Below are 17,294 nucleotides of genomic sequence, written 5' to 3'. Positions count from 1 at the left end.
TTTTTTATGATAAAATAGTTTTATTAATTAACTAATAAAGAAAGAGAAAGGAAAAATTAATGGTTAAATTAAGATTAAAAAGAACAGGTAAAAAATTTACTGCTTCATATAAAATAGTTGCCGCTGATGCAAGAAGTCCTCGTGATGGTAAATTTATTGATAGTCTAGGATACTACGACCCTCACAGCAAGAAATTAAATTTAGATTATGAATTAATAACTAAATATTTAAATGAAGGTGCTAAACCTACTGAAACTGTAAGAACTTTACTAAAAAAAGAAGATTTCTACCAAAAATATATTGCCAATAAAAACAAATAAAAATATGAAAATAAATATTCTTAGCTTATTTCCTGATTATTTTAAAGCATTTAAAGAGCAAAGTATGATTGCGAAAGCAATTAAACTTGGTCACTTGGAAATAAATGTGATAAATTTCAGAAACTTTTCAAAAGAAAAACATCAAAAAGTAGATGACACAGTTTATGGTGGTGGTGATGGAATGCTTTTACAAGTAGAGCCAATCGATTTAGCACTAGAAACTGTTAAAAACAGTTATAAAATTTTATTATCTCCTCAAGGAAAACTATTTAATCAAAAAAAAGCTCATGAACTTGCAAAACATAAAGAAATTACTTTAGTATGCGGTCATTATGAAGGATTTGATGAAAGAGTATTAAACTTTGTCGATGAAGAAATTTCAGTTGGTGATTTTATTTTGACTGGTGGTGAAATTCCCGCCATGCTAATGATTGAAGCTATTGCAAGATTAACACCAGGAGTTTTAAAAAAAGGTAGTCATGAAAATGAAAGTTTTGAAGGAAATGGCTTATTAGATTTTCCTCAATATACTAAACCTGCTATATATAAAGGATTAAAAGTTCCTGAGGTCTTATTAAATGGGAATCACGCTTTGATTGAAAAATGAAGAAAAGAAAAAGCATATGAAAAAACGCTAAAGAATAGAAAAGATATTATTGAAAGGATAAAAAATGAGAACTAAATTAATAGAAATGGTAGAAAAAGACCAAATTAGAGATGATTTGCCTCAAATAAGAGAAGGATACAACGTTAAAATCAATGTAAGAATTAAAGAAGGAAACAAAGAAAGAATTCAAATGTTTGAAGGTCTTGTTATTGCTTCTTATGGAGAAGGTATCAATAAATCAATTACAGTTAGAAAAGATTCTTACGGTGTAGGAGTTGAAAGAACATTTAAATTAAACTCACCACTTATCTCAAGTATTGAAGTTACTAGAAAAAATAAAGTTAGAAGAGCTAAATTATTCTACATGAGAGGTCTAAAGGGCAAAAGCGCAAGACTTAAGGAAATTAAAAATACAAAATAATTTTCCAAATTTAATAATTCTATAAATGCATTTTTCAACAAAAAATAATGTTAGAAAAGGCATTTTTTTATTTTAATTTTTTAGAATTTAATCTTTTTAAAAGGAATCTTAACAATTAATAAAATTAATCATATGAATGAAAAAAAGTAAGGTAAGTATGCTAAAAAATTATTATTGTATAAAGTTTTTCTTAAAATGCCATTAAATTCGCCAACTCATTGAAATGGTATATTCATTATCTCTGGATAAAACAAAGATAATGATGTTATTACTCAATAAGCAATATAAGGTTGTTTAATTAAAGTTAAAAGTGTGCCAATAATAAATAATATTAAAGTAAACATAAAATACAAAATCAAAACTATAATAACTGATTTTTTAGAAAATAGAAATTTAGATATAAATATAGTCAATAAGACATTAAAAATCATTCTTAGTAAAAATATATAAGCATATTCTAGTATCTTTAGGTTGTTAATTGGATTTTTTATATATGTATGAGTTTTGAAATCATAATATAAATAGTTTTGGTTAATAAAAACAATTGAAAGATTAATCAATAAAATAAGAAATAAAAATAAACCAAGTAAAAAACTAAAAGATAAAATAATCCTATTTTTATTATTTATAAAAGTTTCATAATTAACTTTTTTGCATAATTTTTTTCTAAAAAAAAATATTTAAAGCAAGTGATAATGATAAAAAGAAAACAATAATTTGAGTAACTACTGAAAATCTTAAGAAAAATGTATTAGCTAAAGTTGTATTGTATCATTCAAAAGATAAGTTATAAATTCTTGTAATAATTGCCATAATAACTAGATAAATGCAAAAACAAAAATATAAAACTATTGTTGGTAAAAATTGTTTAAATATATAAAAATTTAACTTATTCATGTTTTGTCTTTTAAATTAGAAATTATATTTACAACTTAATTATAGTTCTAATTAATAAATAAACAATGTAAAATATAAAGTATGAACGTTAAAACACTTAAAGAAAAATTAAAATTAAGTTATTGTCCATATTCAAATGTTCAAGTTGCTAGTGTTGCTATAGATGATAAAAATAATGAATTTTATGGTGTAAATTGTGAAAATGCAGCTTTTCCTAGCGGTCTTTGTGCAGAAAGAAGTGCACTATTTAGTAGTGTAGTTCAAGGAGCAAAAATAGGTAGCTTTAAAGAAATTCATATAATTAGCAATAAAGAACACATTTTATATCCTTGTCTTGCATGTATGCAAGTAATAACTCAATTTTTAAAACCAAATGGACAAGTATATTTATATAACTATTCACTTACCAAAACCGAAAAACACTACTTAAAAGAAATGGTTCCTTTTCAAGTAAAAGACGAGGACATTAAAAACTAATATTAATTCTGCTTTTTTAAAAAGTGGATTTTTTATTACTTTAATTGAGTTGATATAATTCTATAAAGAAAGAAGAGAGAAAATATGAATCAATATTTTAAATTGAAAATGAAAATAGCAAGTCGGGCAGTAGGTTTTTATTTGATTCCTGCCTTAACTTTACTTTTTCAAATTATTGGTGCAATAATATTCACCATTTTAAGACATCAAAAAACAACTTCAGCATTAGGAAATGGTGATTTTTATAAAACTACATATGGTTTGATAATTTATCATATGGTTTTTTTAGCGACTTATATTATTTACTTAACTCATTTATTTTATTATGATGATAGAAAGAATGGATTGCAATATATTATGACTTCTAAACCTTTAAGTAGAGGTCAAATTTATTTTGCTAATTTAGGAGCGTTGCTAACTCCTGCTTCTATTTTAACTTTTGCTAGTTGAATTGCAACAATAGGCCTTTTTGCTTCTTTTGGTTTTAATAATAATCTTATTTTAAAAGCAATTATTCCTACCTTTATTTCAACTGTTTTATTTACACTATTTTTTGCTGCTTTTTGTTATTTTGTAGCTTCATTTACTAATCAAAAAGCATTTCCGCTTTTGGCTCAAATTCCTTTATATTTACCTATCGTTACTCTTGTTACTTTTTCAATTGACACCACAAGAAAAAATGGTGTAAATGAATTAGGAGATTTAGCATCAAAAAATCAATTTAAATTTTTAACTAGAAAAAATACAAAAACTGAAAATGAATTTGCTTATGAATCGAAGAATGGAAATTCTGTTATGCCAAAATTATTTGGTACATATTTTTCAACATATTTTGAAGAACAAACAAAAAATTTAATTGAAAACAATAAAAAACTAACAACACCTAAATGAGGATGGCTTTCACCAATTACCCATATTCAAAATATTTATGAATCATTTACAAATGTTTATGATCCAACTGTTAATTTCTTAACTTCAAAAGTATGAATAAAAAACATTAATGAAAATGAATTTAATTTATCAAAATATGTTACTTTTGATGCAAAAAACAAAAATAACGTTTTAACAAAATATATTTTTTCAAGGGGATCAAATATTAATAAAAACTTATTTCCGATTGTTAAAAATGAAATACTTTTAAAATTAAATGAAGTCAAAAAAATATTGTCTGAGGAAAATGTCAAAAAAGCAATTGATAAACTTATTAAATTTATTCAAAAATTGAAAAGTCATGATGATGTTTATAATTCAAATGAAGTTAAGTCATTACTTTCATCTATTTATAATAATGTTATTAAAAATTTTAATTTTGATTCATTTAATGGTGATTTTTTAAAAGCTTATCTTGAATTAGTTAAACAAATTGGGACCTTTACTTCAAAAACAGAAGATGCTTTATTTTATTGAAACATTTTAAGTCCATATGATGCTGCTCTATACTTTTTAGTAAAATATTATGATGAAAATCGTAATGGTTCTACAAAAAATATCAAAAAAATTGATTTACTAAGTTACAAAAATTTAAAAGGAAAAATAAATCAATTTGATGAACAAGACATAGAAAATTTCTTTTTAATTACTAAAATGGAAGACTATTTTAATTCTAGCAATGAGCTAAATCAAATAAATTATCTTAAAGCAACTTTTTCTTTAGCTGAAGCTAATAGTGATAATTTTAAAATTGTAAAAGTTGGTAAATCAATACATGTTAGTGGATCAATTCTTTTACCTTTATTTATTTCAGGATTCTTAATTTCAATGGGTTATTTAATTAATAAAAAAAGGAGTTTAAAATAATGAAAAATAAACTTCTTAATAAAAATAATTTAAATGTTAATGAAAATATTGCATTGGGTTTATATAATGTATCTAAAACATTTAAAGGTACCTTTCAGGCACTAGATAACATAACCATTGAAGTAAAAAAAGGTGAATTTCATGGTTTTATTGGTTCTAATGGTTCAGGTAAAACCACATCAATTAGATGTATGTTAGGATTTTATAATGATTTTAAAGGTAAAATTTTTCTAAATTCTATACCTTCTACAAATAAAGAGGCAAAAAGAAAAATTGGATATATTCCTGAAGTAAGTGATTTTCCTAAAAAAATCAAAACTCAAGAATATTTATATTATTTTGCTTGCATTTCCGGATTAAAACCTAAAGTAGCTAGAGAAAAAGTTGCTTTATTATTAAAAGAATATCAAATGGATGGTCCAGAATTTAACAAAAGTCCTTACTATATGTCAAGTGGTCAAAAGAAAAAGGTGATGCTAATGCAATCACTAATAAATGACCCTAATCTTTTGATTCTAGATGAACCTGCTGCTAATCTAGATCCTGCAGCAAGAGTTGATTTTTATGAGGCACTTAAAAAATTTCACGAAAAAGGAAATACTATTTTTATTTCATCTCATATCCTTGCTGAATTAGAAAAATATATCGATAGTTATACTGTTATAGAAAAAGGAAAAGTAATTGAAAGTTCTACAATTGCACAAAAAAATGCTCAACAACAATATAACTATAAAATTTCTATTAATAAAAATAATTATGAAACTTTTAGTAATCTACTTAAATCACTAAAAATTAAATTTAATTTAAGTAAAGATGAAATTTTTCTAGTTTATTTAGAAAACAAAAATGCAAAAAAACTATTATTAAGTAAAATGATAGAAAATAATATTGAACTTGAACTTTTTGATAAGAATAAACAAACTTTAAATGAAATATATTTCAATAGTTCAAAAAGTGAATAATTATGAATGAAAATAATTACTATTTTAATAATCATTTACAAGAAGCTAAAATTGTTAAAAGAGAAACTCAATTTACTATTAAAGTTAATATAAATAATAAAGTTGAAACTTGTCATTGTCCAGTTACTAGTCGAATAGGCAATGTTGATCTTAATAATATATCATGCTTAGTTTCTTCAAATAAAAATAATAAAAGAAAATTATTAAATACTATTGAAGCGGTTTCATTTGATAAAAATAATGAAAATTGAATAGGAATTAATCAAATTTTTTCAAATAAATTAATGGAATTTTTTATTAAAAATAACAAATTTCCTAAGATGATAAATAATTTTAAAACCTTAAAAAGAGAAGTTAAAATAGATAACTCAAAATTAGATTTTTTAATTAATAATAATCTTTACCTTGAAGTAAAAACACCATTAGTAACAATTAATGTTAAATATGATAAAAATATCAAAATTGTTCCTTTTAGTAAATTTACATCTTATGATAGATTAATCAAACATATTGAAAAATTAACAAAACTTTTAGAAAATGGTAATCAAGCAATATTAGCAATTGTTTATCAATACAAAATAACTAATTTTAAAGAATGACTTCATAGTCTAAACTATTTAGAAGTTAAAAAAGTCATGAAAATCGCTATTAATAAAGGTCTTAAAATTTGAAATATTAATATTAAAATCACTAAAGAAAAAGCTAGTTTATTATCATATGAAAATATCACTAAAAAGGTTTTGACTTGTTGCTAAAATTAGTGATTTTTTTTATTTTTGGTATAATGATAAAGTTACTTATAGAGTAACCATACTAAAAAGGTTTTAAACTTAGTTTATTAAGTACCTTAAGGATGTGACAAAATATAAGGAGGCAAAATAAATGTTTGCTATCATTGAAACCGGTGGAAAACAAATTATTGTTAAAACTGGTGATACTATTTTTGTTGAAAAAATAGATGGCAAAGAAGGTGAAAAAGTTTTGTTTGACAAAGTTTTAGCAATTAATGACAAAATTGGTACACCTTACTTAAAAAATGCTTCTGTTTCTGCTACCATAGAAAAACAAGGAAAAGCAAAAAAAATTGTTGTTTATCGTCATAATGCTAAAAGCACTCACAAACGTAAATTAGGTCACCGTCAACCATATACTAGAGTAAAAATCTTAGAAATAAAGGAAAACTAACATGGCACATACAAAAGCTGGTGGAACAACCCGAAATAGTAGAGATTCTGCTGGAAGAAGACTTGGTGTAAAAGCAACTGATGGACAATTCGTTTTAGCAGGTAGCATTATTTATCGTCAAAGAGGAACTAAAATTTTCCCTGGTAAAAACGTAGGCAGAGGAAAAGATGATACCTTATTTGCTTTAATAGATGGAATTGTTAAATTTGAAGATCGAATTAATCGTAAATTTGCTTCAGTTTATCCAAACGAAGAAACAAAAGCAACAAAATAACTTTTAATTAACTAGGCAAGTGTCCTAGTTTTTTTAATCTTATTTAATTAAAGTTATAATTTTAAATATACAAGGTTATTAAAAAGGAATAAAAAATTGAATGAAAACTAAGAAAATTTTATTATTATTTTTACCATATTTAATATTTTTATTTGCCTTTGGCATTTATTTAATAATAATGGCAATATTTTTAAAAATAGATAGGGAAATAGCAATAATTAGAATATTTGCAATGTTAGACCAAGTTTTTTTAACTAATCCTTCTTATTTAAGTCAATTATGTTTAGTAATTTTATGTCTTATTTTATTTTGAAATACTTACATAATAAGAAAACAATTTGCAAAGAAAAATATTCAAATTGAAAACCAACAAAAAAATAATATATCTAAATTTTTAGCTTTAATAACTATTTTATTTTTAATTTTTGTATTCATAATTAATATAATGATTGTTTTTATTAATCAAAATTATTATTTTAGAACCAAAGGACCTCACTCTAAAAACGTACCAATTAAAATAGAAAATATCAAAATTTTAGAATACTTATTTACATATGTTATTAGATTGTCATATTGATTTTTATTAACAACGTTATTAATTAAAATCACTAACAGTAATTTAAAAGTTGTTTTACTTTCATTTATTTATCCAATTATAATGATTTTAGCTATCGGACTGGGACTTTTGCTTTATGGTATTGTTCATAATTGAAAAGTCGATTATAGAATTATTCTTTTTTCTTCATTAATTGTTCCTGAAATAATTAATTCAATGGTTGGATTTGATGATGTCGCTAGAATGGTATCTGAAACTGCACAATTAATATATTTGGTAAATTTAGTTTATTTACCTTCTTTAATATTGTTTATTTCTTTAGTATGCAAATTAAAGTTTAAAGAAATAAAAATGTCAAATAAAAAAATACTAAAAACAGCTTAAAAAATCCAATAAGAGAACATTCTTTTAATATGTTAATTTATATGAATTAATTACTAATTTATTCTTTTGATAAAATATGTATAAACTAAAAATAATCTTAAAACGTATAAAAATAACTAATTAAAAGGAGTAAAAATGATTAAATTAGGTAGCCATGTATCTTTTAAAAAACCAACTTACTTAGTAGGAGCTATTGAAGAAAGTTTAGATAATAATGCTAATTGTGCCATGATTTATTTAGGACCACCACAAAGTACATTTAGAGTTAAACCAGAAAATTATTTATATAATGAATATCTAAACAAATATAACAATAAAATATTAAATGAAGATATTATAGTTCACGCTCCATATATTGTTAATTTATCCAACCCAGATAAAAAAGAATTTTCAGTGAATTTTTTAATAGAAGAAATTAAAAGAATGAATTATATTAATGCAAAATATTTAATTTTACACCCAGGTGCTTATACTAAATATACTAAAGATGAAGCAATATCAACACTAATATTAAACATAAAAGAAATTCTAAAACAAACTAAGGATGTTATTATTTGTTTGGAAACCATGGCTGGAAAAGGCACAGAAATTTTTACTAATTTAGATGATATTAAGTACATTTTAAATGAAATAAATAATAATAGAGTTGCTCTTTGCTTAGATACGTGCCATATTTGAGATGCTGGTTACAATATTAAAAATTATGAAGAATTTAAAAAAATTATTAAAGATTACGACCTTTTAAAATATATTAAAGTTATTCATCTTAATGATTCAAAAAATGAAATGGGAACTCACAAAGATCGTCACGCTAATATAGGAAAAGGTTTTATAGGTTTAGAATCATTAAAATTATTTGTTTATGATAAAGATTTTGATAATATTCCTATTATTTTAGAAACTCCTTATATCGAAAACAAAAGTCCATACAAAGAAGAAATAGCTTTATTATTGGATAATAAACTATAGTAAACTTTTAATATTAGTTAAAAGCTTTCTCAAATTTTTCTCATTTTTATTTAAATGAATTAATAAATTACGAAAATTAATATCAAGAGGTAAAAATGAATAAAAGTAAATTAATTATTGATTTAGATAAGTCTAATGACATAAGCAAAAAGGAGACTATAAGTAGCTTTAATTTGTACAATGATATAATTTATAAAAAGATATTAATTGATAATGAAAATATCTTGTTCTATCAAATTGTTAAGAAGGATAGTAAGAAAGTGAAAACAAAAAAATTAAGTACAGAAGATTTCCAAAGCATTGTTTTGCAAAAATTTGAGCAAATTGATAAGTTTCAGGAAGTGGTTCTAAATAAATTTGAAGAAATTGACAAATTTCAAAAAATGGTTTTAAATAAATTTCAAGAAATTGATAAGTTTCATGAAATCGTTTTAAGAAAATTTGAAGAACAAGCAAAATTTAATGACTATATAAGATCTGAGTTTGAGATGCTAGAAAGTTTTCATAAAAATGAAATTAAAAACTTTAGAAAAACTTCTATTTATTAATTTTTTTAAAATATAAAAATGTTATTCATAATATATTACTTTAAAATAAATAAAAAAACACAAAAGTTTAATTTTGTGTTTTTTTAACATCAAATTAATAATATAAATTTCTATAGTCCTAAAGCACCAATAAGTGTTAAGGCTACACCACTAATTACCATAATTAATGCAAAGACGGCAATTAAAATATATAACAATAATATTTTCTTTTGCTTTGCACTTTGGCGTTTTATTATTAAAATAGTTAAATCAGCAATAATTGCTAAAAGTCCTATCGCTATTAAAATAGAACCAAAAATTATTTCAAATTTATTTTGATTTTTATTTTGATTATTTAACACATTTTGGACTTGATTGTATGCTTCTTTCAAAGCTTTACCATCATCAGTATTAGGCATAACTTGCTTAGTAATGGCAATTTTACTTAACAATATATATTGTGCTTTCAATTCTTTAACTGCTTGGATATATTCATTATATCAACTAATAATATCAAGTGGGTGTGCAGAAGCAATTGATTTTAATCTAAAAGTATCACGACCAATTTTTTCTAGCAATCTACTAATAACTCCCATATCTAAATTATTATTTTTATAATTAGAAACTAAATATCGATTATTAACTCTAATAGCATCTTTATATTCTTCATATAAATATTCAAATCCTTTAGCCAAAAGATATCAATAACCTTTTTGATCGATAGTAGTTGAAGACATAGCATTTAATGCATTATATCAAGCATTATTAGCAATTTGTCTTGTTAAAGTTTGATTACTATTACCAGCTTTTCAATATTTAATATATTGATTTAAAAGTTGCTCTTCATATTTATTAAACTTTTCTCCATTGGCAATTTTGATTGCCCCATCTATCATTGAATATAAAGCAGAAACTAAGTTTTGATTACCTAAGCGAACATAATCTAATTTGTCATCTATTCCCATTGCTTCATAAAGTCTTTTGTATTGAGTTTGAATCATCTCAATTAGACTTTTATAAAGTGTTTGTCTTGCTTTTTTGGCTTCGGTATTTTCTACTTTAATGTTTTCTATTGTATATGATCTCTTTAACTCAGGTTTAACACGATCACTAATAGTTACAACAGCTGTTAAAGTATCACCATTACTAGTTAATTGAGCAACTTCATATTTATATCTAGTATTTATAGGATTATTAAAGAAAAAGACTTTTTTCTTTTCTTCTTCAGAAGCTGAGGTATAAAATGAACTTAAAGAACTAGCGTCTTTATAAACATATTCACTAGAAACTTCAGGATTTAAAATAGGGAGAGTATCAATTGAAACTTTAGGTTCACCAGGCTGAGATTGATTAGGAACTAAAGGTGGTGTTACTGCTGGAGGATTAGATGGATTAGCAGGATTATTTGGTTTAGGATCACCTAAATCTTTATTTTGATTTAAGTCAAATTCAACAAAACGAGGGTGAATTTTTGCAATAATATAGTCTTTTCAACTAGAAAATCCTTTTGGAATACTTGGAGCAAGTCCTAAAGAATCATTAGGATCTAAAGTTATGTCTTTATCAATTTCAGGAATATCTTTTTCATTGTAAACAATTTTGCTAAATTCTGCTAACATTGCTTTTACATAACTATCTATTACTTTTGAAAAATCTTCATTACTAGTAAAATTGTCTTCTTCTTTTTCTTTAGTTATTATGCCTTTTGGGGCTACTGGTTTTGTATAGTTTGAGTCTTCAGTATTACCAATTTTTACACCATCATAAGTTTTATTATTGTAAGTAATTTTTCCAATATTATATTTTTTGTTTTGCGAAAGCACATAAGGAAATGTCACATGTAACCCAAAGTCAGCAGGTTTTGCTAAAATTTGTTCCTTATTTTCTTTAAAAAATTTTATTAGAGCTTGTAAATAAATGATTTTTTCTAACTTTTTCTTATAATCACCATCTTTTAAATTTTTTGTTTTTGCTAACTCGTTTTCTAAAAAAGAAGTTATTGCAGCATGAGCATTTTCAATACCCTTTTTAATTTCTTTTTTCGCATTTGTATCAAAAGTATCAAAAAGTGGACTTATTTCTTTTTTAGGCTCGGGGTTTTTAGGATCTTCTCTTAATGATTTAGCACTTGCTAAAGATATAGCGGGCATTATTGGTAAAACTAATGCAGATCCTAATAATAAAAATGGTTTTATTTTTTTACTCATGTAGTATCCTCTTCAATTAAATTTAAAAGTTGTTGCATTTTAAGTTCATATTGCTTTTCTTTTAATTCTTTAAGTTCAATAAATTGGTCAATATTTAAACCGATTTTTTGTAAAGCATCTAAGTGATCAATTCGTTTATTTACTTCTTTTAGTTTATCTTTTAACATAACTTTATTATTAGATTTTTTATAAAACTTTCTCTCAGAAAAAGTGTTAATTAAAATGGTTTTATTTTCAAAAACAATATTTGTATTTTTTAAGAAAAGAAATTTTGTTTTTTTAGTTTCTAATATTTCTAATTTGACAATTATTTTTTCATAACTTGCCATTGCTTCATCATTAATAATGGCTCAATCATCTTCGTTATTTAAATTTAAATATAGATATGCATTTTTAAAAGAAGAAGTTTTGTTAGCAAGAAAACTAATAGTAATTTCATAACCCTTAATTTTAGTTTTATTCATTTGCTACCTCTAACATTTTATCTTCTTGACTTCTTACAGTTTTAGTGACTTTATTATTATCAAAATTTAAAAAAGAATCTTTTCTTGTGATAAGCATTAATTCTTCTACTTCTTTTTCTCTTTTAATATGAGTTATTTTTTTATTCAATTTAAGAAGACTCTCATCTAAATCTTTAATAATTTTATTTGTCGTTACTAAAGCAGTTTTAGCACTATAAAATGATGATTCAATAATTAGTGAATGAATGGCATTTTCTAAAAATATGTTTATTTCTGTATCAACAAAATCTTCAATGCTAGGATAGATTTTAAAATTTTTAATATTTTTAGTTGAATTATTTTCATCTATTCCTAATAATTTATGAACATTGAAATTTTTAATAGGCAAAATGTTAAAAGCGCCTTCAAAATTTTTATTTGAGTTAATTACAAAATAAGCACTACTATAATTGTCATCAGTGTACAAAATTTTTATAATTTGAGTTAATTTTGCTGCTAAATTGTTTTTTTTGTCATTTTCAGTAAAACTTTTTAAGATATTTAAGTTGTTATCTTGACAAAATTTTAATGCTCTAGTCCCAATAGTAATAAAATCAGCTTTAACTTTTGAAATATTTTTCAAAATGTATTTTTCATATCTACTATAAGAATCGGTTGAATATTTTTGTTCTTCTGTTAAATAAATTCATAATTGGCGTTCTTTAACAAAGAAATTTTTTATTTTTTTAAAAAATACATTTTCAGAAATTTTAGTTTTTTCATGAATTAAAGGGTTTCTAACATCATATTCATACTTTAAACCATTAATTAGATTTTTATTTAAGATAGCATTATTAACGTAAAAAAACATTTTTTTATTGAGTTTCATAATGTCAATTAATAAAATGTTTTTATCATTATTTACTTTTAAATAAATATTTTCTAAATTTCTCTGTTTTTGAATTAATTTATCTAAATGCATTTAAAATTACCCAATCATTCCCATAGTAAGTGATTTAGCAAAAAACAATTTAAGTGATTCTGTATTTTCTGACATAAACATAATAATGTTGGGTAAGATTTCAACAATATAATTTTTCGCTATTAAAGTAATAATTTCATCATTTAAAGTAGCAAGAAATTTATTATACATAACATCGGTTGAACTTTTTAAATTTGCTCCTTCTTCTGATTCAGAGGCAACTACATTAACATCATCACTTAAAATAAGTTTTGGTACTCTTGTTATAGTAGAAAATTTTAAATTCATATCAAAATTAATACTAAATTTGTTAAAAATGATAGGTAATTTATTTTTTATTGAATGTGTTACAGCATTATAAAATTCTTTATATAAATCAGAATCAAAGCTTGAATTATTTTTCAATAAAATTGAAGCTAAAACCTTATCATAAGCAATAAAGTTTTCTTTTTTTACTAGATTGTCATAATCACTAAAGAAATCCAAAGTAATTTTGTTTTCTAAATTTTCTTGTTTTTTATTTGACATAGTTTTCCTTTCCTAGCAAAACCTTAGTTTGTGATATTTTAAATAAAATAATTATTAAATTTATTATAGAAGTAATAAAGAAAGTAAATAAGTTTATTGATTGTGTAATTAGAATGATTTGCATTAAATATAAATGACTATTAATAGTATAGAATAAATAATTTCCGCTACCCAAAAGAATTTGGTTTAATCCAAAAATTGTTAAGGTAAGCATAGTAATAAAAATAGTCAATATTAGAAAAATCATTGTATAAATATTTAATGCTCTATTTTTGATAATAAATCATAATAGCATAAAAGTTGAAAATAAACTAATAAAGAAAATATTAATAACGTTAACTTTTGCATCACGATTTAAAAAATTAATAATTAAAAGAGAAATTCATAATAATGTTTCAAAAAAAGCAAAGTAAATTGTATTGATTGCGGTGCTTTTTGTTCTCAATCTTTTTATTGTTGAAGTAAGAATATAAATAGTTAATAAAATAAAACCAAATAAAACTTCTAAAACATATAAATAATTAGTTTTAGCATAAGAACCTAAATTATTAGCATCACTTACTTTTATAAAAAATATTCTAATGAATCAAACTAATATTGCAGTTAATAAACTTAATGAAAATACTATTTGATTTTTAAAATAATTTTGATTATAGTTTTTTGAAGTTAAAAAAGTAATTTTTTCTAAATTTGCTCCTACTAAAATAGCGGCTAAATAAATAGCAAAAACCAAAATAATAATAGGATTATAAGCATTTTTTATACCAAATAAATTTTTTCAAAAATTATAAAATTTATTATAGTGAAATAAAGTAATAATTGATAATTGTTTATGGTATCCAAAATAAACTCAAAGTCCAAAAAATAATACAACTGATAAAACTAATAAACCTTGTGCAGTTAAGCCTATTATTAAAAGGTTTTTATTGCTATAAGTTAATGGTTCTGTTTTTCTTTTTAACTTATATGAATAGATTGAATAACCTATATTTAATCCTAATAATAAAATAAGGTTTGTTAAGATAAGAATATTATTAAGAGGTTTTTCTGAATAAAATCCCAAAAATAAACCGAACGCCACAATCGAGAATGACAAATATCCAATAAATCATGGTCAATATTTTTTTATAGTTTCTTTTTGAAAATATAAATTCATATAATTTTTAGCTAAAGGATAAAAAAGCAAAAAGCTTAAAGTAAAAAATCTAAAAATTATTACAGCATTTGTTTGTTCAGAATTATCAGTTCCAAAATCAAAAAATGAAGAAAGCGATTTATTATTCAAAATACTTTTTACAAAAATTGCTTGTGGAGTCATTAATAAAATCGTAAGTGAACTAACAAATAAAAACGAAAGTATAATTCATTTATATATTTTTACTAATTTATTTTTCTCCCGTTTAATTAAAGATGATTCATAATCATCATAAATTTTTTTATTTAATAAAGTAACATTTTCCATTAATTCTCATTTCTATTTATATAATACATTTAAAAAATAAAAAGTGTAAATAATACACTTTTGATATATTATAAATTATTAATTAGTAAATTCAAAACCTTCAGGTATTTTGTCAAAACCTTCAGGGAATAAACCCGTTTTTTCACCAGGATATAATTTTTGCATTGCTTCACGATATGAAGTTAGTTGATCTTTTCCACCACCATAAATTAAATCATATTGTGGTAAATTATATTCACCAAATGCACCTTCATAGTTATATCCTTCTGATCTAAATGCTGCTGAAAGACCAGTTTTAGCAGCATCATTAGCAGCATGATATACAGAAACTAATTCATTGTTTTGATTTCTTATGCTTGATCCAGATGCTCCGCCAGCAGGCGCATAATGTCTTGGCATGTATTGAAGTCCAAAATTCATATATTTTTTGCCATCACTACTTGTATAAAAATCACTACCTAAATGTGCCGCAGCTAAAAATGCATCAGTTACCCCTGGCATATTTGAGAATGAACGATAACCTAGTTCATAGGATAAATAATTTCCTTGTTTCAATTCTTCTTCTGAAAATTGACTAGCAGATCCTTCACCTTGTGTTAATCTACCATAGTAATTATATTTAGAGTTTACTCATAAACTAAAGTTTCATCTTGCTACTTTAAGTTGATCATCATCTATATATTTTTCAAAGAAAAAATCTCCTATAGCGCTTGGATAACCTAAGGCATATAATTGATCGGTTGGATTTACATTAGTTTCTTTACTCTTTACAAGAGGATAATTAATTTGACTATAATTTTTCAAATATGAAACTTTTTTGAATTTTACATGTTGGCTATGATTATTGTAATAATTGCTTGTAAATCTTTTTGCTAATTCTTCGGCAGTTTTTGGTAAATCAGAAATTGTTCCACCGCCGCTTCTTGCATAAGCAGTTTTTACCAATTCTTTAAAATCCAATTCCATAACAGCAAAATCAGCCATTTCTTTAACGTCCTTGTATTTATCTTTTTGACTTTTTACCAAATAATCTGAAGGGTCTTTTTTAAGAAAATCTTTTCCAGTATAAACTGTTTTTATTCCTTTAGTTCCTTCAAAACCAAATCTAATAAAATGATCATCTAAATCGGCTAATTTAAATGTACTTTTTATTTGACCATTTTGTCTCAATCTAAGCATACTAAAAGCATGTGTTATATTTTCTTTTAGTGCTTCAGCAACATGGACATTTGTTCCTAAATATCATTTGGTAGGATATGATTCGCCCGCTTCTTTTTTATAATCCATTAATCAAGCAGTACCTGAAGTATTTGTATAACTTCTTTCACCTCTACCATCGGGATTACTAAATGTTACTGAATAAGTTTGCAAGGCAATATTACGATAAGTTTCATTAGGAAGGGTTCTTGCAAGTCCATAAATTTTAAATGGATTTCTACCCAAAGAATCTACTCAAGAAGGTCCTTTAGCCACTTCATCACCACCATTTATGGCTAAACCTTTATCGCTACCTTCTCATGAAGGTAAAGTAAATCCTTTTAAAGCGGCGTCTTCATAAGTATCAAAGCCTAATTTTTTGGCAAGTTTATTAAATTTTGCTTTTTCTTCATCACTAATATGAAGATCTGGGCGAACTTCAGTGTATGGTTTATTTTGATAACGAGATTTTAAAATAGCCATATATTTTTCATTGTCATATTTAAAACGTTGTTGAAGAGTTGCTTTAATGTATTCTTCTAAATCAGTTTTTAAACCTTGACTAGGATCAGAAGGAATTCTTCCATTTTCATCCGCACCAAATTGATTATGTTTAAAACCGTCAACTTTAATTAATTTGTTAACAATTTTGCCGGTTGATCTGTTTTTAAATTCAACATTAATTTTAAATGAACCAGTTTTATTTGAGTGTTGAGTATTTTCAGATGCATCATCTTGGTCGATAACAGCATTAAGTAGTTTGGTTTCAATTTTGCTTTTGTATTGACTTTTTGGAATTAAATTAATATTTGATACATTTTTTTCAAATTCTGTAGGAAGGATATCACTAGATTTTCTTGAACCTAACATTCCTCCATATTGAAAATCAAAAGTATTAGTACCGTTTGATTGGTCAACTATTTTCTGAAATTCTTCATCTGAAAGTTTTTCAACTTTATTATTTTCTTTATCTTTGTCGGGTGTGTTTGGTTTTTTTGTTTGATCACCACATGAAATTGCTACTAGTGAAGGAACAATAAGTGTTGAAGGCAATGCTAAGATTGCCAACATATTTTTCTTTGATTTTTTCATTATTTTC

General features: G+C 23.9%; 19 protein-coding genes. 12 read left to right on the top strand and 7 right to left on the bottom strand.

Annotated features, from left to right (window positions below):
• Positions 1-59: 59 nt before the first annotated feature.
• From rpsP to rplS, 3 genes are read left to right on the top strand one after another with little or no spacing between them, the layout of a single operon-like run.
• The gene (gene rpsP / locus ACLFP3_RS02250; RefSeq protein WP_412031347.1) at positions 60-320 is read left to right on the top strand and encodes a 30S ribosomal protein S16; all 261 of its coding nucleotides are present in this window, start codon (positions 60-62) and stop codon (positions 318-320) included.
• Positions 321-324: 4 nt separating this feature from the next.
• On the top strand, positions 325-1,002 hold the full coding sequence (gene trmD, locus ACLFP3_RS02245; RefSeq protein WP_412031346.1) for a tRNA (guanosine(37)-N1)-methyltransferase TrmD: 678 nt from the start codon (positions 325-327) through the stop codon (positions 1,000-1,002).
• Positions 992-1,348, top strand: a complete 357-nt coding sequence (gene rplS, locus ACLFP3_RS02240) for a 50S ribosomal protein L19 (RefSeq protein WP_412031345.1) — start codon at positions 992-994, stop codon at positions 1,346-1,348. The genes trmD and rplS overlap by 11 nt, the downstream gene beginning before the upstream one ends.
• 666 nt (positions 1,349-2,014) lie before the next feature.
• On the opposite strand, the gene ACLFP3_RS02235 is transcribed toward rplS, so the two are convergent.
• Positions 2,015-2,245: a hypothetical protein gene (locus ACLFP3_RS02235; protein ID WP_412031344.1), complete on the bottom strand. Its 231-nt coding sequence runs from the start codon at positions 2,243-2,245 to the stop codon at positions 2,015-2,017.
• Positions 2,246-2,326: 81 nt separating this feature from the next.
• Here ACLFP3_RS02235 and ACLFP3_RS02230 point away from each other — a divergent pair, with 81 nt between their 5' ends.
• The 9 genes from ACLFP3_RS02230 (at position 2,327) to ACLFP3_RS02190 (ending at position 9,397) form a co-directional block, all read left to right on the top strand.
• Positions 2,327-2,722, top strand: a complete 396-nt coding sequence (locus ACLFP3_RS02230) for a cytidine deaminase (protein ID WP_412031343.1) — start codon at positions 2,327-2,329, stop codon at positions 2,720-2,722.
• An 84-nt stretch (positions 2,723-2,806) separates the two neighbouring features.
• A complete protein-coding gene (locus ACLFP3_RS02225; RefSeq protein WP_412031342.1) occupies positions 2,807-4,519 on the top strand; it encodes an ABC transporter permease in 1,713 nt (570 codons plus the stop codon).
• Entirely contained in the window at positions 4,519-5,481 is a 963-nt protein-coding gene (locus tag ACLFP3_RS02220) for an ABC transporter ATP-binding protein (RefSeq protein WP_412031341.1), read from the top strand. The genes ACLFP3_RS02225 and ACLFP3_RS02220 overlap by 1 nt, the downstream gene beginning before the upstream one ends.
• A gap of 2 nt (positions 5,482-5,483) precedes the next feature.
• A complete protein-coding gene (locus ACLFP3_RS02215; RefSeq protein ID WP_412031340.1) occupies positions 5,484-6,236 on the top strand; it encodes a DNA/RNA nuclease SfsA in 753 nt (250 codons plus the stop codon).
• Between the two features lie 127 nt (positions 6,237-6,363).
• Positions 6,364-6,666, top strand: coding sequence for a 50S ribosomal protein L21 (rplU, locus tag ACLFP3_RS02210; RefSeq protein ID WP_412031339.1), 303 nt, complete (start codon positions 6,364-6,366; stop codon positions 6,664-6,666).
• A 1-nt stretch (position 6,667) separates the two neighbouring features.
• Complete coding sequence (rpmA, locus tag ACLFP3_RS02205) at positions 6,668-6,940, top strand: 50S ribosomal protein L27 (RefSeq protein ID WP_412031338.1); 273 nt, start codon at positions 6,668-6,670, stop codon at positions 6,938-6,940.
• Positions 6,941-7,040: 100 nt separating this feature from the next.
• Positions 7,041-7,880, top strand: a complete 840-nt coding sequence (locus ACLFP3_RS02200) for a hypothetical protein (protein WP_412031337.1) — start codon at positions 7,041-7,043, stop codon at positions 7,878-7,880.
• A gap of 135 nt (positions 7,881-8,015) precedes the next feature.
• Positions 8,016-8,849, top strand: coding sequence for a deoxyribonuclease IV (locus ACLFP3_RS02195; protein WP_412031336.1), 834 nt, complete (start codon positions 8,016-8,018; stop codon positions 8,847-8,849).
• Positions 8,850-8,944: 95 nt separating this feature from the next.
• Complete coding sequence (locus ACLFP3_RS02190; protein ID WP_412031335.1) at positions 8,945-9,397, top strand: hypothetical protein; 453 nt, start codon at positions 8,945-8,947, stop codon at positions 9,395-9,397.
• Positions 9,398-9,507: 110 nt separating this feature from the next.
• Here ACLFP3_RS02190 and ACLFP3_RS02185 read toward each other — a convergent pair whose 3' ends face one another.
• The 6 genes from ACLFP3_RS02185 to mip all read right to left on the bottom strand — a co-directional run bounded on the left by ACLFP3_RS02185 (position 9,508) and on the right by mip (position 17,287).
• Positions 9,508-11,583 (bottom strand): MSC_0620 family F1-like ATPase-associated subunit, encoded by a 2,076-nt coding sequence (locus ACLFP3_RS02185; protein WP_412031334.1) that lies wholly within the window; start codon positions 11,581-11,583, stop codon positions 9,508-9,510.
• A complete protein-coding gene (locus ACLFP3_RS02180) occupies positions 11,568-12,047 on the bottom strand; it encodes an MSC_0621 family F1-like ATPase epsilon subunit (protein ID WP_412031333.1) in 480 nt (159 codons plus the stop codon). Before ACLFP3_RS02180 ends, ACLFP3_RS02185 begins: the two co-directional genes overlap by 16 nt.
• Positions 12,040-13,008 (bottom strand): MSC_0622 family F1-like ATPase gamma subunit, encoded by a 969-nt coding sequence (locus ACLFP3_RS02175; RefSeq protein ID WP_412031332.1) that lies wholly within the window; start codon positions 13,006-13,008, stop codon positions 12,040-12,042. The genes ACLFP3_RS02180 and ACLFP3_RS02175 overlap by 8 nt, the downstream gene beginning before the upstream one ends.
• A gap of 6 nt (positions 13,009-13,014) precedes the next feature.
• Positions 13,015-13,536 (bottom strand): MSC_0623 family F1-like ATPase-associated protein, encoded by a 522-nt coding sequence (locus tag ACLFP3_RS02170; RefSeq protein WP_412031331.1) that lies wholly within the window; start codon positions 13,534-13,536, stop codon positions 13,015-13,017.
• Positions 13,526-14,998 (bottom strand): MSC_0624 family F1-like ATPase-associated membrane protein, encoded by a 1,473-nt coding sequence (locus ACLFP3_RS02165; protein WP_412031330.1) that lies wholly within the window; start codon positions 14,996-14,998, stop codon positions 13,526-13,528. Before ACLFP3_RS02165 ends, ACLFP3_RS02170 begins: the two co-directional genes overlap by 11 nt.
• Positions 14,999-15,076: 78 nt before the next feature.
• Positions 15,077-17,287 (bottom strand): Ig-specific serine endopeptidase MIP, encoded by a 2,211-nt coding sequence (mip, locus tag ACLFP3_RS02160; RefSeq protein ID WP_412031329.1) that lies wholly within the window; start codon positions 17,285-17,287, stop codon positions 15,077-15,079.
• Positions 17,288-17,294: the final 7 nt, after the last annotated feature.

Source organism: Metamycoplasma buccale (assembly GCF_046774455.1).
Classification (GTDB): Bacteria; Bacillota_I; Bacilli_A; order Mycoplasmatales; family Metamycoplasmataceae; genus Metamycoplasma; species Metamycoplasma buccale.
Note: the sequence above shows the minus strand (reverse complement) of the source record. Positions and strands in the feature narration are given on the sequence as shown.